The organism is Streptomyces sp. ADI95-16 (genome assembly GCF_003721495.1).
Taxonomy (GTDB): domain Bacteria; phylum Actinomycetota; class Actinomycetes; order Streptomycetales; family Streptomycetaceae; genus Streptomyces; species Streptomyces goshikiensis.
This window is the reverse complement of the sequence record NZ_CP033581.1, coordinates 2,381,015-2,401,743: the sequence shown is the minus strand read 5'-3', so window position 1 is coordinate 2,401,743 and position 20,729 is coordinate 2,381,015. Positions and strand designations below refer to the sequence as shown.

General features: G+C 73.4%; 19 protein-coding genes. 12 read left to right on the top strand and 7 right to left on the bottom strand.

Translation table 11 applies throughout. The features are described from left to right. Positions 1-23: 23 nt before the first annotated feature. A complete protein-coding gene (locus EES41_RS10415; protein ID WP_123077490.1) occupies positions 24-905 on the bottom strand; it encodes a winged helix-turn-helix transcriptional regulator in 882 nt (293 codons plus the stop codon). Between the two features lie 100 nt (positions 906-1,005). On the opposite strand from EES41_RS10415, the gene EES41_RS10410 reads away from it, so the two are divergent. Together EES41_RS10410 and dapD are read left to right on the top strand one after the other, a co-directional pair. Continuing rightward, positions 1,006-2,235 (top strand): MFS transporter, encoded by a 1,230-nt coding sequence (locus EES41_RS10410; protein ID WP_123077488.1) that lies wholly within the window; start codon positions 1,006-1,008, stop codon positions 2,233-2,235. 9 nt (positions 2,236-2,244) lie between these two features. Then, positions 2,245-3,225 (top strand): 2,3,4,5-tetrahydropyridine-2,6-dicarboxylate N-succinyltransferase, encoded by a 981-nt coding sequence (gene dapD / locus EES41_RS10405; protein ID WP_123077486.1) that lies wholly within the window; start codon positions 2,245-2,247, stop codon positions 3,223-3,225. Between the two features lie 120 nt (positions 3,226-3,345). Here dapD and EES41_RS10400 read toward each other — a convergent pair whose 3' ends face one another. Further along, a complete protein-coding gene (locus EES41_RS10400; protein WP_123077484.1) occupies positions 3,346-3,603 on the bottom strand; it encodes a hypothetical protein in 258 nt (85 codons plus the stop codon). Positions 3,604-3,777: 174 nt separating this feature from the next. Continuing rightward, on the bottom strand, positions 3,778-5,619 hold the full coding sequence (locus EES41_RS10395; RefSeq protein ID WP_123077482.1) for an endonuclease/exonuclease/phosphatase family protein: 1,842 nt from the start codon (positions 5,617-5,619) through the stop codon (positions 3,778-3,780). A 342-nt stretch (positions 5,620-5,961) separates the two neighbouring features. On the opposite strand from EES41_RS10395, the gene EES41_RS10390 reads away from it, so the two are divergent. After that, entirely contained in the window at positions 5,962-7,482 is a 1,521-nt protein-coding gene (locus tag EES41_RS10390) for a hypothetical protein (protein WP_123077480.1), read from the top strand. A gap of 165 nt (positions 7,483-7,647) precedes the next feature. Further along, positions 7,648-9,087, top strand: a complete 1,440-nt coding sequence (locus EES41_RS10385; protein WP_123077478.1) for an alkaline phosphatase PhoX — start codon at positions 7,648-7,650, stop codon at positions 9,085-9,087. 73 nt (positions 9,088-9,160) lie between these two features. Here EES41_RS10385 and EES41_RS41355 read toward each other — a convergent pair whose 3' ends face one another. From EES41_RS41355 to EES41_RS10370, 4 genes are all read right to left on the bottom strand, one after another. Beyond that, the gene (locus tag EES41_RS41355) at positions 9,161-9,337 is read right to left on the bottom strand and encodes a hypothetical protein (RefSeq protein WP_164495802.1); all 177 of its coding nucleotides are present in this window, start codon (positions 9,335-9,337) and stop codon (positions 9,161-9,163) included. 103 nt (positions 9,338-9,440) lie between these two features. Beyond that, positions 9,441-10,721: a TerD family protein gene (locus tag EES41_RS10380; protein WP_123077476.1), complete on the bottom strand. Its 1,281-nt coding sequence runs from the start codon at positions 10,719-10,721 to the stop codon at positions 9,441-9,443. A 53-nt stretch (positions 10,722-10,774) separates the two neighbouring features. Further along, complete coding sequence (locus EES41_RS10375; RefSeq protein WP_037797386.1) at positions 10,775-10,996, bottom strand: hypothetical protein; 222 nt, start codon at positions 10,994-10,996, stop codon at positions 10,775-10,777. 111 nt (positions 10,997-11,107) lie between these two features. Beyond that, entirely contained in the window at positions 11,108-12,646 is a 1,539-nt protein-coding gene (locus tag EES41_RS10370) for an aldehyde dehydrogenase (NADP(+)) (protein ID WP_123077474.1), read from the bottom strand. A gap of 211 nt (positions 12,647-12,857) precedes the next feature. On the opposite strand from EES41_RS10370, the gene EES41_RS10365 reads away from it, so the two are divergent. From EES41_RS10365 to EES41_RS10330, 8 genes are all read left to right on the top strand, one after another. Further along, positions 12,858-13,643 (top strand): IclR family transcriptional regulator, encoded by a 786-nt coding sequence (locus EES41_RS10365; protein WP_123077472.1) that lies wholly within the window; start codon positions 12,858-12,860, stop codon positions 13,641-13,643. A gap of 93 nt (positions 13,644-13,736) precedes the next feature. Beyond that, complete coding sequence (locus tag EES41_RS10360; RefSeq protein ID WP_216827254.1) at positions 13,737-14,765, top strand: hypothetical protein; 1,029 nt, start codon at positions 13,737-13,739, stop codon at positions 14,763-14,765. Beyond that, on the top strand, positions 14,765-16,051 hold the full coding sequence (locus tag EES41_RS10355) for a sensor histidine kinase (RefSeq protein ID WP_123077469.1): 1,287 nt from the start codon (positions 14,765-14,767) through the stop codon (positions 16,049-16,051). Before EES41_RS10360 ends, EES41_RS10355 begins: the two co-directional genes overlap by 1 nt. After that, positions 16,048-16,743, top strand: coding sequence for a response regulator transcription factor (locus EES41_RS10350; RefSeq protein ID WP_123077467.1), 696 nt, complete (start codon positions 16,048-16,050; stop codon positions 16,741-16,743). Before EES41_RS10355 ends, EES41_RS10350 begins: the two co-directional genes overlap by 4 nt. A 62-nt stretch (positions 16,744-16,805) precedes the next feature. Beyond that, positions 16,806-18,254 carry a penicillin-binding protein 2 gene (locus tag EES41_RS10345; protein ID WP_123077465.1) on the top strand — a complete coding sequence of 483 codons (1,449 nt, stop codon included), beginning with the start codon at positions 16,806-16,808 and terminating at the stop codon, positions 18,252-18,254. Positions 18,255-18,317: 63 nt separating this feature from the next. Then, complete coding sequence (locus EES41_RS10340; RefSeq protein WP_123077463.1) at positions 18,318-18,809, top strand: GNAT family N-acetyltransferase; 492 nt, start codon at positions 18,318-18,320, stop codon at positions 18,807-18,809. A 71-nt stretch (positions 18,810-18,880) separates the two neighbouring features. Beyond that, on the top strand, positions 18,881-19,588 hold the full coding sequence (locus EES41_RS10335; RefSeq protein WP_123077461.1) for a DsbA family oxidoreductase: 708 nt from the start codon (positions 18,881-18,883) through the stop codon (positions 19,586-19,588). A 78-nt stretch (positions 19,589-19,666) separates the two neighbouring features. Beyond that, positions 19,667-20,725, top strand: a complete 1,059-nt coding sequence (locus EES41_RS10330) for an aminotransferase class V-fold PLP-dependent enzyme (RefSeq protein WP_123077459.1) — start codon at positions 19,667-19,669, stop codon at positions 20,723-20,725. Positions 20,726-20,729 lie beyond the last annotated feature (4 nt).

The window sequence follows — 20,729 nt, the reverse complement described above, 5'->3', positions numbered from 1 at the left end:
CGGCGACACTGTGACGACGGAGGCTAGGCCGGCCGGGCGGTGCGGACGGCTGTGAGGGCCGTGGTGACGCTGGCTTCGATGTCCCGGATCGGGTAGATCACCTCGCGCACGACCCGGTCCCGGTCCAGCACCAGCGTCAGCCGCTTGAGGCGGCTCACCCCCGCCGCCCGGAACGTCGGCAGCCGCAGGGCCGTCGTCAGGGCCAACTCCGCGTCCGACAGCAGCGGGAAGCGGAGCCTCTCCGCCTCCGCGAACGCCCGCTGCTCGTCGGGCCGCTGCGTGGAGACCCCGTGCACCGTCGCCCCCGCCGCCGTGAACTCCGCCAGCTGGTCCCGGTACGTGCACGACTCCAGCGTGCACCCCTTCGCGCCCGGGATCCCCGCCCACCCGGGCGGATACGCGTCCGCCCGCGCGTACGCGCCGGGGAAGCAGTACAGCACCGTGAACTCCGTGTCCGCGACCGGGTCGCGCGGCTCCCCGAACCGGTCCGGCAGCAGCAGCTCCGGCACCCGGGTACCCCGCAGCGCGTGCACCCGTACCGCCTCGCGTGAGGCCTCGTCCGTCGTCGCGGTCATCTCTCCCTCTCCCAGCACCCAGCCGTCCCCCCAGTCCTGGAGGGCCACCAGTACCGGCAGCAGCCCCCGCCCGCGCGGGGTCAGCCGGTACTCGTGCCGTACCGGGCGGTCCTGGTACGGCTCCCGCGTCAGCACCCCCGCCTCGACCAGCAGCCGCAGCCGCTCGGCCAGCACCTTCCGCGACATGCCCAGCTCGCGCTGGAACTCCTCGAAGCGGCGCAGCCCCCGCGCGGCGTCGCGCACGATCAGGAGCGTCCACCAGTCGCCCACCACGTCGAGGGCCTGGGCGATGGCGCAGTCCGCGTCGCCGAGCTGCGTCCGCTGGGCCATGAGTGCTCCGCTCATTGGTCGTTGACCTTCGACCGCCATGCTGACAGAGTTCGTTCCCAAAAGGAACTGACTGGCGGATGGCGCGGGGGGACCGGGCGTGTTGCAAGGGTTCAAGGACGTACCGAGAGCGGTCTGGCTGCTGTCGGCCGGCGTGTTCGTCAACGCCGTCGCCAGCTTCACCTTCGTCTTCGTCTTCGTGTACCTGACCGGCCCCCGCGGCCTCGGCGTCACCGAGGCGGGCCTGGTCACCGGCATCGGCGGCATCGGCGTGGTCGCCGGGAACTTCACCGGCGGCTGGTACGGCGACCGCTACGGCCACCGCCGCGTGCTGCTCGCCGCCTCCGTCCTCGGCGGCGCCGCCCTCACCCTGCTCCCACTGCTGCCCACCACCGCGCTCTACCTCGCCCTGCCGCTCGCCCAGTACACCCTCGGAGTCGTCCGCTCCGCCAACTCCGCCCTGGTGGCGGTGATCGTCCCGGAGGGCGCCCGGCGGCAGGCCTTCGCCGTCGTCCGCTGCGTCGCCAACGGCGGCTTCACCCTCGGCCCGCCGCTCGGCGGCCTGATCGCCACCGGCCTCTCCTACGACTGGCTCTTCGTCGGCGACGGCCTCGGCACCCTCCTGTTCGCCCTGTGGACCGCCCGCGTCGTCCCGGCCCGCGGCGCGGCCCGGCGCGCCGCCGCCCCGGGCGAGGGCCACGACCGCGGCGGCGTCTGGCGCGAACTGCGGGCCCGCCCCGCCGTCCTCGTCCTCCTCGGCGCGGTCCTCGTCGTCGACGTCGTCTACCGGCAGCAGTACTCGACCTTCCCCGTCTTCCTCGACGACCACGGTCTCGACACCCGCGCCTACGGCCTGATCCTCGCCCTCAACGGCGCCGTCATCCTGGTCCTGGAACTGCCCGCCGCCGGCGCCCTGCGCAACCGCCCGCCGCTGCGCGTCGTCGGCGTCGGACTGCTGTTCGTCGGGGCCGGGTACGCGGCGCTGCTCGCCGGGATCGGCGTCGCCGCCGCCGTCGCCATGATGGTGCTGCTCAGCCTCGGCGAGATCCTCTACAAGACCACCGCGACCGCGTACGTCGCCGACCAGGCCCCCGAGCACGCCATCGGGCGGTTCCAGAGCCTGTACGCCGGTGTCTCGGTCAGCGGCGTGGTGCTCGGCGCGCCGCTCGGCGGAGCGCTGTACTCCGCGGCGCCCGGGCTGCTGTGGCCGCTGTGCGCGGTGCTGGCGGCGGGGGCAGGCGCGGCGGTGCTGTGGGTGTCGCTGCGGCAGGGCCGACACGCGGCACGACCGGCACATGAGACCGGTTCGCGACCGCAGCCCGTCGCCGGTTAGGTTTCAGGCATGACTGCTACGCGTACCACCGGCGCCGTCGCCGCCGGACTTGCCACCATCACCCCCGACGGCACCGTCCTCGACACCTGGTTCCCCGCCCCCGAGCTGGTCTCCGAGCCCGGCCCGGCCGGCTCCGAGCGCCTCACCGCCGAGCAGGCCGTGGAACTGCTGGGCGCCGCCGCGGCGAAGGCGCTCCGCCAGGACGCGGTCCGCGGCGTCGAGGTCGTGGCCGTCCGTACGGTGATCTCCTCCCTGGAGGACAAGCCGCTGGACGCGCACGACGCGTACCTGCGCCTGCACCTGCTCAGCCACCGCCTGGTCAAGCCGCACGGCCAGAACCTGGACGGCGTCTTCGGCCTGCTGGCCAACGTCGCCTGGACCTCCCTGGGCCCGGTCGCGGTCGACCAGGTCGAGACCGTCCGCCTGAACGCCCGCGCCGAGGGCCTGCACCTCCAGGTCACCTCGATCGACAAGTTCCCGCGGATGACGGACTACGTCGCCCCCAAGGGCGTCCGCATCGCCGACGCGGACCGCGTCCGCCTCGGCGCGCACCTCGCCGAGGGCACCACCGTCATGCACGAGGGCTTCGTCAACTTCAACGCCGGCACCCTCGGCACCTCCATGGTCGAGGGCCGCATCTCCGCCGGCGTCGTCGTGGGCGACGGCTCCGACATCGGCGGCGGCGCGTCCACCATGGGCACCCTGTCGGGCGGCGGCAAGCAGATCATCTCGATCGGCGAGCGCACCCTGGTCGGCGCCGAGGCGGGCGTCGGCATCGCCCTGGGCGACGAGTGCATCGTCGAGGCCGGCCTCTACGTGACCGCGGGCACCCGCGTCACCCTGCCGGACGGCCAGATCGTCAAGGCCCTGGAGCTCTCCGGCGCCAGCAACATCCTCTTCCGCCGCAACTCGGTCACCGGCGCCGTCGAGGCCCGCCCGAACAACGCGGTCTGGGGCGGCCTGAACGAGGTCCTCCACAGCCACAACTGACCCGTACGGGCCCGCTGACGCGGCGACGCCCTCCTGCCCCGGCCGGGGTGGGAGGGCGCCTTGCGTTCCAGGGGCGGGGCGCCGGGAGCGCGGGTGCACCGGTCTGCGGGTCTGCGGGGTTCAGTTCCGGGGGAGGGAGCGGATGAGGCCCGCGAAGGCCTGCTCCTCCGCCTCCGTGAGCTGCACCGATTCCATCGGGTGCGCCGCCGTGCCGCGCTGCGCCGGGATCGCCGAGAGGCCATCGAAGGGAGCGGCGGGCTCCGCGCGGTGGAAGCGGCCGTCCCGCGGCACGTGACCGCGACCGAGAACCCAGACGAGGGCAGCCACGAGCAGGACGGCCAGGCCGATTTCCTGGGCGGGGGAGATGGAGGGGAACACCTTGTCCTCCGTGGAGTGCGGCGGTACATGATCGGGCGTGGCAGATACTCAACACCAGAACCGCCCGTTTTGGGGTAGATGTGTCGAGCGTCACGCCAGGGCCGAAAGTCCCGACATCGCGCAGGGGGCCGGGCGGGACGGCGTCCGGCCCCCTGCCGTTCAGATCCGCACCGGTTACGGGCGGAAGCGCAGCACCTGCGGGTCGTGGTCGCTGTTCTGGGCCGAGAACTCGGCGTTGATGTGCACGCTGTCGTACGTGAACGTCTTGATCGCCGGGCTGGTCAGGATCTGGTCCAGCACCTGCGCGTTGCCCTGGTAGACGTACGAGTACCGCTCCGCCTTCGGCAGCGACTTGATCGCCGGGTACAGCGCCCCGCCGTCGGCCAGCGCGTTCGCCGTCGCCGAGAACTCGAAGTCGTTGATGTCGCCGAGGGCGATGACGTTCGCGTTCTTGTCGGCCGCCAGGAGCTCCTTGACGAAGCCGTTCACGGCCTGAGCCTGGAGCAGCCGCTTGGTCTCGGAGGAGCGCACCGGCGGCTGGTGGACCGAGGTCAGGCCCTCGTCGCCGCCCTTGGAGCCGAAGTGGTTGGCGATGACGAAGACGGTCTTGCCGCGGAAGACGAACTCGCCGGCGAGCGGCTTGCGGCTGTCCGCCCACGCCGGGTTCGCCGGGTCGATCCGGCCGGGGGAGTGGGTCAGGGCGGCCTTGCCCTGCTCCTTGACGACAGCGGTCGCCGTCGCCGCGTCGCCCGGGGCGCGCTCGGTGAAGGAGACCCGCGCCGGGTTGAACAGGAACACCTGGCGGATGTTGCCGCCGGGCTCGCCGCCGTCCTTGTTGTTCTCCGGGTTGACGGTCCGCCACTGGTAGGCGGGGCCGCCCGCGGCCGTGATCGCCGCCGTGAACTTCGTCAGGGTCTGCTCGGCCGAGACGGTGCCGTCGTTCTTGGCGCCGTTGTCGTCCTGGATCTCCTCCAGGGCGACGACGTCGGGGGAGGCGAGGTTCTCGACGACGGCCTTGGCCAGGTTGTCGAACTTCTCCTGCGGGTCGGTCGGGTCGAGGTTCTCCACGTTGTACGTGGCCACCGCGAGCTCGTTGGCCGCCTGCGCCTTGGTCTTCTCGGGGGCGAGGGTGCCCGCCTTGACCGTGCCGAGGGTGCGGGCCACCAGGGTGTAGCCGCCGAACTGGTTGAAGTCCAGCGGGCCCTCGGTGGTGCCGGTCAGCTTGTCGCCGACGTTGGCCACCGGGAACGGCTGCTGCGCGAGCGGCGCGAGCTGCTGGATCTGGAGGCGGCCGGTGTTCTGGGACTCGTACGAGCCGTAGATCGTGCCGCCGCGCTTGGCGGTGTTCTCCCAGCCCTTCACGGTGACCCACAGCTCCGCGTACGGGTCGGTGGCGCCGACGACGCGGGAGGTGCCGATGCGGACGTTCATGCCCTCAAGGGCCTCGTAGTAGTCCAGCGCGTAGCGCGAGGGCTCCAGGGCCAGGCCGTTGATGCTGCCCGCGGCGGCCGGGTCGCCCGCCGGGGCGTACGCGGCGGGAACCGTGTACTCGTTGATCGCGGTGGCCTCGGGCAGCGCGTTGCCGGAGGAGGCGACGGTCACGACCGGCTTCGAGATCTGGGTGACCGACTGGTTGCCGGAGGCCGCGCCACCGGGGACGTACTCGCCGACGAGGCCGGAGACCTTGACCGCGTCGCCGACGGCGACGGTCGGGACCGAGTTGGTGAAGACGAACACACCTTCGCTGGTGGCGTCGTTGTCGTCGGCGTCGGGGTCCTGCATCCAGAAGCCGCGCGAACCGTACGCACGAACGCCCGTCACGATGCCCTCCACGTCGGCGACCTGCTTGCCGACGAGCGGGGATATCCGGGTGGTGCCCTGGATGTCGTGGATGCGTATCGGATCGGCGGACACGGCGCCTTCGGCCGCGTCGGCGGAGCCCGCGAGCAGGCCGGTGGCCAGCGCGGAGGCGACGAGGGCCGCGACGGCGGCGGAACGGGGATGCGAGGAGCGCATGGTCAGGAACTCCGGTGTGTGGGGTGGGAGAAGAGGAAACCCGGCGTTGCTCGGGTTCCCGTTAGATCTACGCGCGTCAATTTCCTGTGTGGCCAGCAAAGTTGTCAAGGGGTACAGGGAAGACGGCCGGTGACTGTGGGATGAACCAAAGATGTTGGCCCGCCAGGGGCGCCCGAAATGCGTCTACTCTGGGTCGCCGTACGGTGCCGCTTCAGGCCCGTATGACCCTGCTCGACCCCGTACCAACCCGCTGAACGACCCGCTGAACGACCTACTGAGCAAACCGCTGAACGACCCGTCTGTGCACCCCCGTCGCACCGCGCCCGCGAGGAGAACCGCCCCATGTCCGCAGAGCCGCACCACACGCTGCCGCCGGTACGGCTGCACTCCGATGCGGAACTGGCCCGCGAGGCCCTCGGTGCCCCGTTGTTCGCCCGCGCCGTACGCCTCGCCCGCTGGGCCGGCCCCGGTACCCGCGTCGAGGTCGGCGGCGAACTCGCCGCCGCCCAGCTGCCCGAGGCCGCGGCGGCGCTCGGGCTCGAACCCGCCGACGAGGACGCGGCGGTGTACGCGAGCCAGGCCTGGCGGGTCGCCGTGGACACCGGGCTGGTCGACGTCACGGAGCCCGATGAGGACGCCGAGCACGCCGCGGAAGATGCGGGGGTGGCGGAGGCGGGCGCGGAGGGTTCGGCCTACGGCAGCGCCGCGCCCGGCGAGGACCTCGCCCTGGTGACCGGCGGCGCGCCCGGCGAGGTGCTCGGACTGTGGCTGGCGGCGCTGGAGACCGTACTCGCGGACGCCGCGGTTCCGGATCTGGACGAGCTCGTCGATGCCCTCGACACCGGCGGGGAGGTCGACTTCGGCCGGCTCGACTGGAACCCCAAGCGCGAGGCGGACTTCCTCGACGGGGTGCTCGCCAACCTCTACCTGCTCACCGTCGCCGAGGGCGGCGCCGGGGAGAGCGCGGTGCCACTGCCCGTGCTCGCCGCGTCGATGGTCGTACCGGACGGCATGGGCGAGCCGACCGACGAGGTGCTCGAACAGGTGTCGGACGCGATGATGCGCCTGGACGACCAGTTCCGGCAGCTGGAGCCGATCGGCCTCGTCGAGTTCCGGCCCGTCGACGAGGACCTGATGGCGGAGGCTTCCGACGAGGACCTCACCGCGGGCCCCTCCGGCGCGCCGGCCGGGGACGACGAGGACGTGTCCCGCTACGGCATGGTCCGCCTGACCCCGCTCGGCCTGTACGGGATCCGCGCCCGGATGCTGGAGGCGGGCGTCGAGGCCCCCGCCATCGGAGAACTGTCCGGCAAGGGCGCCGACGCCCTGCTCGACGCGGTCTCCCGGTTCCCGGAGAGCGCCGCCCAGGCCGAGATCGAGCAGTGGCTGGCCGGCCGGGAACTGCCCGCCGCCGTCGCCGAGCTGCTGGCCGCCGCCCGCGGCGACGACGAGGGCGCCCCGCTGCGCCGGCTGCGCTGCCAGCAGGCCCTCGCGACCGCCGGCCCGGAGGCCGAACCTGCCGTCCGCGCCGTGCTCGACGACGCCGAGCTGGGCGGCCTCGCCCGGGTCTGGCTGGCGGAGCGCGGGGTGGGCGACGTACCGGCGCCGGACGCGGAGATGGTGTTCTGGCTGACGGTCGACACCATCGCGGCGCAGCTCGCGGCGGACGGGGAGACCGAGGAACTGCCGCTGCTGATCGCGTCCCTGACGGCGCACCACTCCGGCTTCTTCGAGCAGGCGTGGCGGGTGGAACACCCGGCGACGGCGTACGTGCTGGAGGCGATGGGCCGGCTGCACCCCGACCGGAAGGCCGCGAAGGAGGCCCGCAAGGCGGCCTTCAAGGCGCGCTCCCGGCAGGGCTGAGCGCACGACAACACGCCGTTCTCGCGCCGGAGTTGGCCATTCCGCGCTCCGGCAAGGGGTCCGCTCGCGTTCCTGGGTAGTTCAGCCGCCGTTCACGTGCGGGCGGGAGCGTGTGCGCCGACGACCGCATCACCGGCGCACCACCTCCCCACCCCTGGAGACCCGATGCCGCTCAGCCGTAGAGACTTCACCGCCCGCACCGTCATCGCAGGTGCGGGAGTCGCGCTCACCGGGACGGTCGCCGCGCTCGCCACCGCCCCGGGGGCGCTGGCGGCCGACGACAGCACCCTGCGCGATGAGCACGGCCGGCCCTGCGAGCCGGGCTACGGCCCGCTGCGGCCCGACCCGGCCGGCATCCTGGCCCTGCCGGCCGGCTTCCGGTACCGAGTGATCACGCACAGCGGCGTCACGAAGCTGGACTCCGGCGAGACCACCCCGTCCAACCACGACGGGACGGCCGCCTTCGAGGGCCACCGCGGGGTCACCCTCCTCGTCAACAACCACGAGCTGAAGGGCCCCCGGGCGGGCTGGGCGCGCCCCGTGCCGCTCACCGAGGGCCTCGTCTACGACCCGGCCGCGGCCGGCGGCTGCACGGTCGTCGAGGTCCGGCGCGGCGGTGAGGTCGCCGAATGGGTGGGCGTCGCCGGTACGTCGACCAACTGCGCGGGCGGGTCCACCCCCTGGGGCACCTGGCTGACCTGCGAGGAGACCGAGGACCTCGCCGGCAAGAACGGCATGACGAAGGACCACGGCTACGTCTTCGAGGTCGACCCGCACGACCGCCGCGCCAACCGTGAGCCGAAGCCGGTCAAGGCCTTCGGGCGGTACGCGCACGAGGCCGTCGTCATCGACCCGCGACAGGGTCACGCGTACCTCACCGAGGACGCCTCGGGCCCGAACGGGCTGCTCTACCGCTGGACTCCGCCGCAGGGGTTCCGGCACGGGCGCGGCAAGCTGCGCACCCTCGCCGCCGACGCGGGTGTGCTCGCCGCGGCCAAGTGCTTCGACAGTGCGGGCCGGTTCGTGGACGACCTCTCGCGGGCCACGAAGATCGGGACCGTCTACGGGGTCGACTGGGTGGAGGTGGCGGACCGCGACGCGCGGACGGTCCCGGTGCGCAAGCAGTTCGCGGCGGGCGCCGTGACGCGGGCGCGCAAGCTGGAGGGCATGTGGTGGGCCGACGGGGGCACGTACTTCGTCTCCTCGTACGCCCGCGAGGAGAGCCCGGGCGCCGCGCACGACGGCCAGGTGTGGTTCTACGACCCCAAGCGCCGTACGGTCCGGCTGACCGTCCTGATCGGGGTGAACGCCGACCCGTCGGTGGACGGCGGTTTTGACGGCCCCGACAACATCACCGTGTCGCCGTACGGCGGCCTGGTCATCGCCGAGGACGGCTCCGGGATCCAGCACCTGTTCGGCGCCACGGAGTCGGGGCGGACGTACCCGCTGGCGCGCAACGAGCTCAACATCGGAACCGCCGAGGAGCCCGAGTACTCGGAGTTCACCGGGGTCTGCTTCTCCCCGGACGGGCGCACCCTGTTCGCGAACATTCAGGAGCCGGGCATCATGCTGGCCATCACCGGCCCCTGGCGACGCGCGCACTGACGGCGCGGACAGCGGCATGCACCTGCGCGGATGTCGGCGCCGCCCGAACGGGCGGCGCACCGACGGCGCGGGACTACGAGGCCCCGGAAACCTCCGCGCGGGAGGCCACGGCCCATTCCTCCAGCAGGAATTCGTAGGCCGCGGAAGGCCACTCGTCGTCCACACGGGTCTCGACGAGGTGCCGTATCGCCTCGTTCGCCTCTGAGGCGGACGGCCGAGACGGTCCCGTGGGTTGGAGTGTCGTGTGCATGAGTTCAAGGCTAAGGGCGGGCACTGACAGCGACCCCCGCTTTCAAGGTGGAATGCCTCACCCGAAAGCAGTCATTGGTAGCTCCATGTGCCCGCCCACCTGCTCAGAGTGCCTGGGCGGCAGGCTTCACCATGCCGCGCACTGTGCGGGATTTCACAAACTCACCGATGGCCGTCATCTCCCATTCGCCGGAGAACTGCTTGATCAGCTTGGCCATCATGACGCCGGTCTGCGGCTCGGCGCCGGTGAGGTCGAAGCGCACGAGTTCCTCGCCGCTCGCCGCGTCGATCAGACGGCAGTAGGCCTTCGCGACCTCGCTGAACTTCTGTCCGGAGAACGAGTTCACCGTGAAGACGAGGCCGGTGGCCTCCGCGGGGAGCCGGCCGAGGTCCACGACGATCACCTCGTCGTCCCCGGCGCCCTCGCCCGTCAGGTTGTCACCCGAGTGCTTGACGGCGCCGCCGAGGATGGACAGCTTGCCGAAGTAGCAGCTGTCGATGTGGTTGCGCTGCGGGCCGTACGCGATGACGGACGCGTCGAGGTCGATGTCGCGGCCGCCGAACGCGGGCTCCCAGCCCAGGCCCATCTTGACCTGGGAGAGCAGCGGGCGGCCGCCCTTGACCAGGGACACGGTCTGGTTCTTCTGGAGGTTGACCCGGCCCTTGTCGAGGTTGATCTTCCCGGCGCCCATCGGCGCGGGAGCCGCCGCGGGCGGCGGGGGCGCGGCCTGCGCGGGCGTCGACTCGCCGAGCCAGGGGGAAGCCGGGTACGGCGACGGCGGCGCGGCGGGGGTGGCCGGGGCCGAGGGGGTCTGGCCCCAGGTGGGTGCGGGCGCGGCGGGCGGCTGCGGGGCGGCGACGGGCGGCGGGGTGGGCGCCGCCTCCTCCTCCACGGAGACCCCGAAGTCGGTGGCGATGCCGGCCAGGCCGTTGGCGTACCCCTGGCCGACGGCGCGCACCTTCCACACGCCGCCGCGCTGGTACACCTCGACGACGACGAGCGCGGTCTCGGTGCCCAGCTTCGGCGGGGTGAAGGTGGCGATCACCGCGCCGCCGTCCGCGTCACGCACGGTGGTGGTGGGCTCGACGCCCTGGAAGGACTGCCCGGCGGCATCGGGGCTGGCCGTGACCACGACGCGCTCGATGCCCGGCGGCAGCGCGCCCGTGTCCACCGTGATCGAATCCGGCGCCGAACCGCCGCCGGACCGGTAGCTGACACCGGGCCCGGACGGCTGGTTGTAGAAGATGAAGTCGGCGTCCGAACGCACCTTGCCGTCCGCCGCGAGGAGAAGCCCCGACACGTCGAGCCGCACCGGAGCAGCCACATCCACCGTCACACGGACGGTATTGAGCGGCAGGTTGGAACCAGGGGTCATAGCGGTCATGCCGGGAGAACGACCGGAGGGGCTTTGCCGTTCCCTTACCCTCGCGGGAGATTTCAGCGCCGGTTGCGGGGGTGGTTCTTCGCCATCCGCTCGTTGCCGAACTTGTAGGCGCCGGTCCAGCGGGCCATGACGAGCTGGGCGTCGCCCGACTCCACCTCGGCCAGGAACTTCTCGGCGCGCCCGCCCCGCAGGGTGCTCGCGGCGCGCCCCTGATGCGTGATGACCACGCTGTGGTCGCTGCGCTGTTCGTACGTGAATCCGTGCGGTCTCGGCATGACCGGCAGCCTGCCCCGCGCGGGAGGGGCGGGCAACGCAATTACCCGCGGGGCGCTCCCCGGGCCCGGCCGGGGCCGGGCAGCCGGGGCCGGGGTCAGCCGGGACCGGGGTCAGCCGCCCGTGACGCGGCGCGGCAGTCCCAGCGGGTTGGCCTCGCGCAGCTCGGCCGGAAGCAGCGCGTCCGGCACCGACTGGTAGGCGACCGGGCGCAGCCACCGCTCGATCGCGGTCCCGCCGACCGAGGTCGAGTGCGAGGTGGCCGCCGGGTAGGGGCCGCCGTGGTGCTGGGCCGGGGCCACGGCGACACCGGTCGGCCAGCCGTTGACCACGACACGGCCGGCCAGCGCGGTGACCCGCTTCACCAGCTCCGCCGCCCCGGCCGCGCCGCCCCCGGCCGCGCCGCCCTCGGTCTCGGCGGTGGAGAGGTGCAGCGTGGCGGTCAGGTTCCCGGGGAGCCGGTCCAGCAGGGCCGTCGCCTCGCCCTGGCCCTCGTACCGTACGAGCACGGTCACCGGGCCGAAGCACTCTTCGAGCAGCAGCTCATGGGGCCCCGGCCCGGCGAGGCGGGCGGCCGGCACGGTCAGGAACCCCGCGGTGACGGTGTGCTCCCCGCCCGGGCCCGGGGTGACGGGCGCGTCGACGCCGGGCAGCGCGGCCCGCTCCCGTACCCCGGCGATGAAGGCGTCCCGCATCCGGTGGTCGAGCAGCACCCCCGGGCCGGTCTCGCCGAGGGCCTTGGCCAGCGCCTCGGCCAGCCGGTCCCCGTCCGGGCCCGCCGGGACGAGGACCAGGCCGGGCTTGACGCAGAACTGGCCGACGCCGAGGGTGACCGAGCCCGCGAGCCCGCCGCCGATCTCCTCGGCGCGCTCGGCGGCGGCCGCCGGGGTGACCACGACGGGGTTGAGGGAGCCGAGCTCCCCGTGGAAGGGGATGGGCACGGGCCGGGCGGCGGCCGCGTCGAACAGGGCGCGCCCGCCCCGGATGGAGCCGGTGAATCCGGCGGCGGAGACGAGCGGGTGGCGGACCAGCTCCAGCCCGGCGTCGAACCCGTGGACCACCGCGACCACATCGGCCGGGAGCCCGGCGGCGACGGCGGCCCGGCGCAGCAGCGCTCCGCACAGCGCGGAGGTCGCCGGGTGGTCGGGGTGCGCCTTGACGACCACCGGGCAGCCGGCGGCGAGCGCGCTCGCGGTGTCGCCGCCGGGAACGGAGAAGGCGAGCGGGAAGTTGGAGGCGGCGTAGACGGCGACCACGCCCAGCGGCACCTTGTAACGGCGCAGTTCCGGGCGCGGCGGGGTGAGGGAGGCGTCGGCGTGGTCGATGCGGATGTCGAGGTACGCGCCCTCGTCGACGGCGTCGGCGAAGGCCCGCAGCTGGCCGGTGGTGCGGCCGAGCTCGCCGGTGAGGCGGGGTGCGCCGAGCGCGGTCTCGGCGTCGGCGGCTCCGATCACCTCGGCGGCGGCCCCGTCGAGCAGGTCGGCGGCCGCGCGCAGGAAGGCGGCGCGGACGGTCCGGTCGGCGAGTGCGCCGCGGGTCGCGTGGGCGGCGCGCACGGCCTCGTCCACCTCGCGGGCGGTGGCCTCGTGGCCGACCTGTTCGCGCTGCTTCCCGGTGCGGGGGTCCACACTCCAGACTGGGGTTGCTGCCATGGCGCACTGCCTCCTGGTCGTGGATCTACGCTGACCCGCGCGGTGTCGTTCAGTATTCTGAACGCCGTTCCGGTGGATGAATGATCACATCCATCGTGGACTCTATTTCCGCGTCTTCAGGGTTGACAAGAGACAAGAAGCGACAAAGCGACAATCAAGAGGGGCGCGAAGACCAATGACGACAGCTGAGTCCGCGCAGTCGGTGGAGTCGATGGGGGCGGGGCCCGAGGGGCCCGGCGCGGGCGCGCCGGCGGCCGTCAAGTCGGCGGTACGCACGGTCCTGTTGCTGGAGCACTTCGCGGCGCGGCCCGGGCTGCACAGCCTGGCCGACATCCAGCACGACCTCTCGCTGCCCAAGTCCAGCCTGTACATGCTGCTGCGCACGCTGGTGAACCTGGGCTGGGTGGAGACGGACGCGTCGGGGACGCGGTACGGCATCGGCGTACGGGCCCTGCTGGTCGGCAGCTCGTACATCGACGGGGACGAGGTGGTCGCGGCGGCCCGGCCCAGCCTGGACCGGCTCTCCGACGACACGACCGAGACCATCCACCTGGCCCGGATGGACGGCACCAGCGTGGTCTACCTCGCCACCCGCCAGTCCCAGCACTACCTGCGGCCCTTCACCCGGGTCGGGCGGCGGCTGCCGGTGCACTCGACCGCGCTCGGCAAGGCACTGCTGGCCACGCACACCGACGAGGAGGTGCGGGGACTGCTGCCGCGACGGCTGGAGGCGGTCACCGAGCACACCGTCACGGACCGGGAACAGCTCATCGAGGAGCTGGAGCTGGTGCGGGAGCAGGGCTACGCGGTGGACCGCGAGGAGAACACCCTGGGGCTGCGCTGCTTCGGGGTGGCGGTGCCGTACCGGACGCCGGCGCGGGACGCGGTGAGCTGCTCGGTGCCGGTGGCCCGGCTGACGCCGGGTCACGAGCAGACCATCAAGGCGGCGCTGTTCGAGGCCCGGGACCGGCTGTCGGTGGCCACGCGCCGCATGTGACGCGGTGGACGGGGCGGTTCCTCCCCCGGGTGGGGGAGACGGTTCCCCTTCACGGGGGAGGCGGCGGGGAGCCGCGCGGGCGACCGTTGAGACATGACCTCCACACGAGCCGTCCACGTGCCGAACAAGACGAACAAGACGAGCAGGGCCAGTAGGAGCGAGGGGAACGGGACGCGGCCCTCGGGCCCGGCGCCGGGAGCCGGGCGCAGGGTCCTGCGGGTGGTGGCCCTGGCTGCGACGGTGCCCTATCTGGCCCTCAAGTCCGCCTGGCTGTCGGGGAGCCGGGCCGGGATACCCGAAGGCAGCCCACTGCTGGAACCGGGGATGTTCCTCACCCTGGCCAACGCCGTCACCCTGGCCATGGACGCGTGCGTGATCCTGCTCGTCCTGGCCCTCACCAGACCCTGGGGGATGCGGCTGCCTCCCTGGCTGCTCACCGTCCCCGCCTTCGCCGCCACCGGGCTGCTCACCCCGATCCTCACCGCGTTCCCGGCCCAACTGCTCATACGGGCGGTGGATCCGGCCGCCCGGGCACCCGCCGAGGGGGCGGTGCGGCCCTTCCTCGACTCCTGGGTGTTCACGGTCGTCTACACCGGTTTCACCGTCCAAGGTCTCGCCCTGGCCGGGCTGTTCGTCCCCTATGCGCGGGAGCGCTGGGGCCGGCGCTGGCAGGGCGTGCGGGGCCGCGGGCTCCCGTCACCCACGGGGGTGGTGGCGGGAGCCGCGGCGGTGTGCGCTGTGCTCGTCGCGGGGGTCCATGTGTACTGGGCCCTCGGCGGGACGGGCGGGATGGGCGCCGAGCAGGCGGCCGCCCGCTCGGCGACGACGGGCGTGGTGTCCGGGGTGCACGCGATATGCGCGCTGGCCGCCGCCGCGGGGGCACTGCTGCTGGCGCGGGGCGGGGGCCGGCGGGTGTGGCGGCCGCTGGCCCTCACCTGGACCGGCTCGGCGGCGGCCCTGTGCTGGGGGCTGTGGCCGCTGATCGCCTCGCTGGGCACGCAGCTCGACGGCGGCGAACACCCCTCCGGGACAGTCCGGTTGATCTACGCTGGCCAGATGATCACCGGAGTGCTCGCCGCCGCCGTGCTCGCGAGGTTCCTCACCTCCCGCCGCGCGGCGTGATGCGGAGGGCGGTGGCCCGGGGGCTCGGGGCGCGGGCCCGGCTGCGCTGGGTGCACCTGGTGCTCGGCGGGGCCCTGCTGATGCCCTATTTCCTGCTCGCTCAGGTGGTGGTCGGCGCTCTCGCCGAGTCCAACGCCCTGGACTCCTTCCCGCTGACCCTCGCCGCCTACGCCCTCTCGCTGCCGCTGGCCGCCGCCACCGCGGTGTTCGGGCTGGTCCGGCCGATGTCGGTGGCCGCCGTACGAGCCATGTGCGGGGTGCCGGGGGAGCGGCTGGCCGAGGGGCCGGCCCGGTCCTGGGCGGCGCGGGGGCGGGCCTGCGCCTGGTGGACCCTGCACCTGGGGATCGGCGCGCTGGTCAGCGGGATGAGCCTGGCGGTCCCGCCGATGGCGGTGGCGCTGATCGCCCTGCCGTTCGTGGGGGCCTTGCAGGACACCCCGCTGGGGCGGCAGTGGTTCGGGCCGGGCACCCTGCCCTACGCGGGGTCCCTCGTCGGGACGGTGCTGCTCGCCGGGGTCGTCCTGTGCGCCGCCGGGGCGGGGGAGCTGCTGGCCCGGCTGGCGCCCGTACTGCTCGGGCCGACCGGGGCGGACCGGCTGGCGGCGGCCGAGGAGCGGGCCGCCGACCTGGCGGTGCGCAACCGGCTGGCCCGGGAGCTGCACGACGCGGTGGGGCACGCGCTGAGCGCCGTCACCCTCCAGGCGAGCGCCGCCCGGCGGGTGCTGGACAGCGACCCGGAGTTCGTCCGGGAGGCGCTGGCCGCGATCGAGGACACCACGCGGCGGACGGTGGGGGAGCTGGACGCCGTCCTGGGCCTGCTGCGCGACGGGGACCCGGCCCGGGCCGATGCCGCGCCCGCGCCGACGCTCGCCGCCGACCTCGACGGACTGCTCGCCCGCACCCGGGCCGGGGGTACCGCCGTCGCCGCCCACCAGGACCCCGGGCCCGGCGGGGACTGGGCGCGGCTCCCCGCGATCGCCTCCCGCGAGGCGTACCGGATCGTGCAGGAGGGCCTGAGCAACGCCCTGCGCCACGGCGGGGGCCCGGTCCGGCTGGGGATCGTCGTACGGCAGGGACAGGAAGGCGAAGGACACCGTGAACTGGAGATCAGCATGACCAACCCATCCGCGGACCCCGAGCGCCGGGAGTCCCGCACCACCGGCGGCCGCGGGCTGCGCGGCGCCGCGGAACGCGCCGCGCTGCTCGGAGGCCGCGTCGAGGCCGGCCCGTACGAGGGCCAGTGGCGGCTGCTGGCCGTCCTCCCGCTCGGCGGGGGACCGCGATGAGCCCGGCGTCGCCCCCGTCCCCGGCGGGGCGGCCGCCGCTGCGGATCGTGCTCGCCGACGACGAACGGATGGTCCGTACCGCGCTGCGGGTCATCCTGGAGGCCGAACCCGACCTGGAGGTGGTCGGGGAGGCGGCCTCCGGTGCCGAGGCCGTCCCGCTGGTCCGCTCGCTCGCCCCCGACGTGGTGCTGATGGACGTCCGGATGCCCGAGATCGACGGCATCCGGGCCACCGAGCAGATCCTCGCCACCATGGCGGAGCCGCCCCGGATCGTGGTCGTCACCACCTTCGAGAACGACGCGTACGTGTACGACGCGCTGCGCGCGGGCGCCGCCGGGTTCCTCCTCAAGCGGGCCGATCCCGACGAGCTGATCGGAGCGGTCCGTCTCGTCGCCCGCGGGGACTCGCTGCTCTTCCCGGCCGCCGTCCGCGCGCTGGCCGTCGCGCGCACGGCCGGCGGCCCGGCCCCGGCCGCCCCTGCCTGGGCGGCCCGGCTCACCGACCGGGAGGCCGACGTACTGCGCCTGATGGCCACCGGGCTGTCCAACCACGAGCTGAGCGAGCGGCTCGGGGTCGGGCCGCAGACGGTCAAGACGCATGTCGCCGCGGTCCTCGCCAAGACCGGCTCCCGCGACCGCACCCAGGCGGTCATCGCGGCCTACGAGGGAGGCTTCCTCATGAAGAAGAGCTGAGAACCCCGCCACAATCGGGGCAGAGCGGAACGTCTGGGGGCGCTCGGACGTCCTTTTGGGGGATGAACAAAACGATCAGGCGTGCGTCGGTCTTCTGTCTGCTTCTGGTGCTGGCCCTTTTGGTGCGGGTCACCTGGGTGCAGGCATATCAAGGCCAGGCCCTCGCAGACGACGAACACAACCGGCGCAACCTCATCGGGCAGTACGAGAACCCGCTGGGCAACATCATCGTGGGCGGGGAGGCGATCACGGGCTCGACGAAGACGGGCGGCAAGGACTTCGGGTACAAGCGGACGTACACCGACGGCCCGCTCTACGCGCCCATCACCGGGTACAGCTCGCAGGCCTACGGCACGACGATGCTGGAGGGGGTCTACAAGAACATCCTCAACGGCTCGGACAACCGTCTCAAGACGGTCATGGACACGCTCACCAACAAGCGGGCCGCCCCGGGTGACGTGCTGACCACGATCGACCGGGACGTGCAGAAGGCCACCTGGGACGCGCTCCAGGACAAGCAGGGCTCCGCCGTGGCCATCGACCCGGCGACGGGCGAGATCCTCGCGGTCGTGAACAACTCCTCGTACGACCCCGGCCGGATCACGGGCGCCAACGACGAGAAGGCCTGGCAGGAGCTCTCCGCCGACCAGGGCAAGGCCATGGAGAACGTGGCGCTGCGCAAGCCCCAGGCGCCCGGCTCCACCTTCAAGCTGGTCACCCTGGCGGCGGCCATCGAGAACGGGCTGGTCACGAACATCGACACGCCCACGGGCACCCCCGACCCGTACACCATCCCGGGCACCCGCACCCAGCTGCCCAGCGAGGCGGGCTCGGCGGCCTGCAACAACGTCTCCCCGCGCACCGCGCTGCGGCTGTCCTGCAACAACGTCTTCGCCGAGCTCGCCTCCAAGCTCGGCCAGGACAAGATGCGCGCGACGGCGGAGAAGCTCGGCTTCAACACGCAGATCGACACCCCGGTCCGCACCAACCCGCCGAGCAAGTACCCGTCGGAGAAGATGTCCGTCGACCAGGTCGCGCAGACCGGTATCGGCCAGTTCGACGTGCAGGCCACCCCGCTCCAGATGGCGATGGTGACGGCCGCGATCGAGAACGGCGGAAAGCTCGTCGCCCCGCACATGGTCTCCGAGGTCACCGACGCCAACGGCAACGTCCTGGAGAGCTTCAAGGACCCGAAGTCCGATCAGGTCATGAAGGAGCGGACCGCCTCGATGCTCCAGGACGCGATGCGCACGGTCGCCACCGAGGGCGGCGGCAAGCCCGCCCAGGTGAAGGGCGCCGAGGTGGGCGGCAAGACCGGTACCGCCCAGCGCGGCGTGAACAACAGCAAGTCTCCGCTCGCCTGGTTCACCTCGTACGGGAAGGCGGACGGCAAGCAGATCGCCGTCGCCGTGGTGATCGAGAACTCGGACACCGACCGCTCCGAGATCGGCGGCGGCAAGCTGGCCGCGCCCATCGCCCAGAAGATGATGGCGGCGTGGCTGAAGAAGTAGCCATTCGAACAGACGGCTGACGCGCCGGGAACCGAACGGGGTTCCCGGCGCGTTTTCCTTTCCATGATCAGGACCGCGCGACCCGCAGACCTCGATGCCATCGCCGCCCTCCACACCCGCGCCCGGGCCACCTACTACCAGGGCCGGCTGCCCGCGGAGGCCTACAGCGGTGAGGCCGAGCTCGCGCGGACCCGCGAGGGCTGGTCCCGGGCCGTCGCCCGGGCGGCCTCCGACGGCGGTGTGCTCTGCGCCGAGCGCGACGGCGAGCTCACCGGGGTCGCCGCCTTCCGCACCGCCGACGGCGAGACCACCCTCACCCAGCTGCACGTGGATCCGGGACACTGGCGCCGCGGCACCGGGGCCGCCCTGCACGCCGCCTGTCTCGACGCCTGGCGCCTCGCAGGGGTGGGACGGGTGCGGCTGGAGGTCTACGAGCACAACCTGCGAGCCCAGGCCTTCTACGCCGCCCACGGCTGGCTCGCGGACCCCTCCGGGGCGAAGTCGGGCTCGCACCTCACTCTCTGGCTGAGCCTGCGCCCCGCGTCCGGGGAATGAGACGCCCCACCGGATGGTTGAACCCGAAACCGTCTTGAAGCGATCCCCTGGAACCGGAGAGAAGAAGCAACATGCGCGTCGAAATTTGGGCCGACATCGCCTGCCCCTGGTGCTATGTCGGAAAGGCCCGCTTCACTCAGGGCCTGGCGGAGTTCGCGCACCGCGACCAGGTGGAGATCGTCTTCCGGTCGTTCGAGCTCGACCCGAACAGCCCCAAGGGCGTCTCCGCGCCCGTCGTGGAGATGCTCGCCAAGAAGTACGGCCGCACCCTCGACGAGGCGCGCGGCATGGAGGAGCACGTCGCCGCCAGCGCCCGCGCCGCGGGGCTGACGTACCGCACCGAGGGCCGCGACCACGGCAACACCTTCGACATCCACCGTCTGCTGCACCTGGCCGCCGCCCGCGGCCGCCAGGAGGAGCTCCTCGACCTCGCCTACCGGGCGAACTTCGGAGAGGAGCGCTCCGTCTTCGACCCCGAGGTGCTGGTCGCGCTCGCCGTCGAGGCCGGGCTGGACGAGGCGGAGGCCCGCGCGGTCCTCGGCGACGACTCCGCCTACGCCGCCGAGGTGCGGGCCGACGAGCGCGAGGCCGCCGAGCTGGGCGCCAACGCCGTGCCGTTCTTCGTCCTGGACCGCCGCTACGGCATCTCCGGCGGCCAGCCCGCCGAGGTGTTCACCCGGGCGCTGGAGCAGGCGTGGGCCGGCCGCGAGGTCGAGGAGCCGGCCGCCGGCGCCGAGGCGTGCGAGCCCGACGGCGCCTGCGCGGTCCCGGGAGCCTGATCCCGAAGACCCCCGGCGGCACCGGACGGCCCCGAGGCCCCGTGGACTCGGGGCCGTTCCGGACGCAGAGTTGAGGGCATGGTCCTTCCACTCGCCGAAGCCGCCCGCGCCGAGTTCGCGCACTCCACCACCTACCTCAACACCGCCACCTGCGGAGTCCTCCCCCGTTCCGCCGTCGCGGAGGTGCGGGAGCTGGCCGAGGCCGCCGGCGCCGGAACCGCCGCCGGGTTCGGCGACTTCGACCGCGTCGGCCAGGTCCGCGACTCCTTCGCCCGGCTGGTCGGCGTCGCCTCCGACCGGGTGGCCATCGGCTCGTCCGTCGCCACCCACGTCGGCCTCGTCGCGGCCGCGCTCCCGGCCGGCGCCGAAGTGCTGTGCCCCGAGGGGGAGTTCGCCTCGGTGATCAACCCCTTCGTGGTGCGCGGCGACCTCAAGGTGCGCTTCGTCCCGCTGGAGGCGCTCGCCGGATCCGTCGGCCCGGACACGGCGCTGGTCGCGCTCAGCGCCGTCCAGTCCGCCGACGGCCGCACCGCCGACCTGTCCGCCCTCCGTGAGGCCGCCGCCGGGTGCGGGGCCCGGATGCTGGTGGACGCCACGCAGGCGGTGGGCTGGCTGCCGTTCGACGCCTCGCCCTACGCCTATACGGTCACCGCCGGGTACAAGTGGCTGCTCGGGGCGCGCGGCGCCTCGTACCTCACCGTCTCGGAGGAGGCCCAGCACACCCTGACCCCGCTGCACGCCGGCTGGGTGGCGGCGGAGTCCGGCTGGGAGGCCACCTACGGTCCGATGCCGCAACTGGCCGCCGGGGCGCGCCGGTTCGACGAGTCCCCGGCCTTCCTCGCCTACCACGCGGCCGCGCCCTCGCTGGCCCTGCTGGAGCGGATCGGCATCGACGCCGTGCACGCCCACGACACCGCGCTGGCCGCCCGCTACCGGGCCGGTCTCGCCCGCCTGGGCCACGAGCCGGTGCCGGGCGACTCACCGATCGTCGCCGTCCCGGGCCTGGCCGGGCGCCAGCCGGAGCTGCTCGCGGCCGGCATCGCCACCGCGGCCCGCGCGGGCGCCCTGCGGGCCTCGTTCCACCTCTACAACACCGAGGCGGACGTGGACCGCCTGCTCAACGCGCTGTCCGGCTGAGGTC

What these genes read in the sequence shown, in the direction of transcription:
- EES41_RS10415 (WP_123077490.1), bottom strand. Translation starts at nt 905, where the DNA reads ATGGCCCAGCGGACGCAGCTCGGCGACGCGGACTGCGCCATCGCCCAG.
- dapD (WP_123077486.1), top strand. Translation starts at nt 2,245, where the DNA reads ATGACTGCTACGCGTACCACCGGCGCCGTCGCCGCCGGACTTGCCACC.
- EES41_RS10395 (WP_123077482.1), bottom strand. Translation starts at nt 5,619, where the DNA reads ATGCGCTCCTCGCATCCCCGTTCCGCCGCCGTCGCGGCCCTCGTCGCC.
- EES41_RS10390 (WP_123077480.1), top strand. Translation starts at nt 5,962, where the DNA reads ATGTCCGCAGAGCCGCACCACACGCTGCCGCCGGTACGGCTGCACTCC.
- EES41_RS10385 (WP_123077478.1), top strand. Translation starts at nt 7,648, where the DNA reads ATGCCGCTCAGCCGTAGAGACTTCACCGCCCGCACCGTCATCGCAGGT.
- EES41_RS41355 (WP_164495802.1), bottom strand. Translation starts at nt 9,337, where the DNA reads ATGCACACGACACTCCAACCCACGGGACCGTCTCGGCCGTCCGCCTCA.
- EES41_RS10380 (WP_123077476.1), bottom strand. Translation starts at nt 10,721, where the DNA reads ATGACCGCTATGACCCCTGGTTCCAACCTGCCGCTCAATACCGTCCGT.
- EES41_RS10375 (WP_037797386.1), bottom strand. Translation starts at nt 10,996, where the DNA reads ATGCCGAGACCGCACGGATTCACGTACGAACAGCGCAGCGACCACAGC.
- EES41_RS10370 (WP_123077474.1), bottom strand. Translation starts at nt 12,646, where the DNA reads ATGGCAGCAACCCCAGTCTGGAGTGTGGACCCCCGCACCGGGAAGCAG.
- EES41_RS10365 (WP_123077472.1), top strand. Translation starts at nt 12,858, where the DNA reads ATGGGGGCGGGGCCCGAGGGGCCCGGCGCGGGCGCGCCGGCGGCCGTC.
- EES41_RS10360 (WP_216827254.1), top strand. Translation starts at nt 13,737, where the DNA reads ATGACCTCCACACGAGCCGTCCACGTGCCGAACAAGACGAACAAGACG.
- EES41_RS10355 (WP_123077469.1), top strand. Translation starts at nt 14,765, where the DNA reads ATGCGGAGGGCGGTGGCCCGGGGGCTCGGGGCGCGGGCCCGGCTGCGC.
- EES41_RS10350 (WP_123077467.1), top strand. Translation starts at nt 16,048, where the DNA reads ATGAGCCCGGCGTCGCCCCCGTCCCCGGCGGGGCGGCCGCCGCTGCGG.
- EES41_RS10345 (WP_123077465.1), top strand. Translation starts at nt 16,806, where the DNA reads ATGAACAAAACGATCAGGCGTGCGTCGGTCTTCTGTCTGCTTCTGGTG.
- EES41_RS10340 (WP_123077463.1), top strand. Translation starts at nt 18,318, where the DNA reads ATGATCAGGACCGCGCGACCCGCAGACCTCGATGCCATCGCCGCCCTC.
- EES41_RS10335 (WP_123077461.1), top strand. Translation starts at nt 18,881, where the DNA reads ATGCGCGTCGAAATTTGGGCCGACATCGCCTGCCCCTGGTGCTATGTC.
- EES41_RS10330 (WP_123077459.1), top strand. Translation starts at nt 19,667, where the DNA reads ATGGTCCTTCCACTCGCCGAAGCCGCCCGCGCCGAGTTCGCGCACTCC.